Source organism: Pantoea phosphatilytica, from assembly GCF_051025615.1.
GTDB lineage: Bacteria > Pseudomonadota > Gammaproteobacteria > Enterobacterales > Enterobacteriaceae > Pantoea.
This window is the reverse complement of sequence record NZ_JBPFDF010000015.1, coordinates 1-589: the sequence shown is the minus strand read 5'-3', so window position 1 is coordinate 589 and position 589 is coordinate 1. Positions and strand designations below refer to the sequence as shown.

Genomic DNA, 589 nt, shown 5'->3' with positions numbered 1-589 from the left:
CCCTTATTACGGAGGGATGACGCGCTACGTCGTTTCAATTTTCAGCTTGTTCCGGATTGTTAAAGAGCATAATACTTCACAGCACACCGTCGCCGGTACGCTCTGAGGTATTCAGAAAAAACAGTTAAAACGGTATGGTGGAGCTAAGCGGGATCGAACCGCTGACCTCCTGCGTGCAAGGCAGGCGCTCTCCCAGCTGAGCTATAGCCCCATACAGTTACTGCAGAGACCACTACTACCACTCAACCGAGTTACATCCTTCCTGAAAAGGATGCAATTTCTTTTCAGGCAAGGCATGCGGAAGGGAAGTTTACCGGGGTAAACGACCGCGCGCATAACGCAGCATGAGAAGAAATTTGGTAGGCCTGAGTGGACTTGAACCACCGACCTCACCCTTATCAGGGGTGCGCTCTAACCACCTGAGCTACAAGCCTGTAGAGGTTTTTTCTGCTCGTTACTTTTTATCAGACAATCTGTGTGAGCACTGCGCCGGAAGGTATCTTAAGGTAAGGAGGTGATCCAACCGCAGGTTCCCCTACGGTTACCTTGTTACGACTTCACCCCAGTCATGAATCACAAAGTGGTAAGC

General features: G+C 50.3%; 2 tRNA genes and 1 rRNA gene. All 3 read right to left on the bottom strand.

What is annotated here, in order from left to right:
• Nucleotides 1-135 precede the first annotated feature (135 nt).
• A tRNA-Ala gene (locus tag ACR6AS_RS20485) sits at nucleotides 136-211 on the bottom strand.
• Between the two features lie 146 nt (nucleotides 212-357).
• Nucleotides 358-434, bottom strand: a tRNA-Ile gene (locus ACR6AS_RS20480).
• 73 nt (nucleotides 435-507) lie between these two features.
• Nucleotides 508-589 (bottom strand): 16S ribosomal RNA (locus tag ACR6AS_RS20475); the annotation flags it as partial.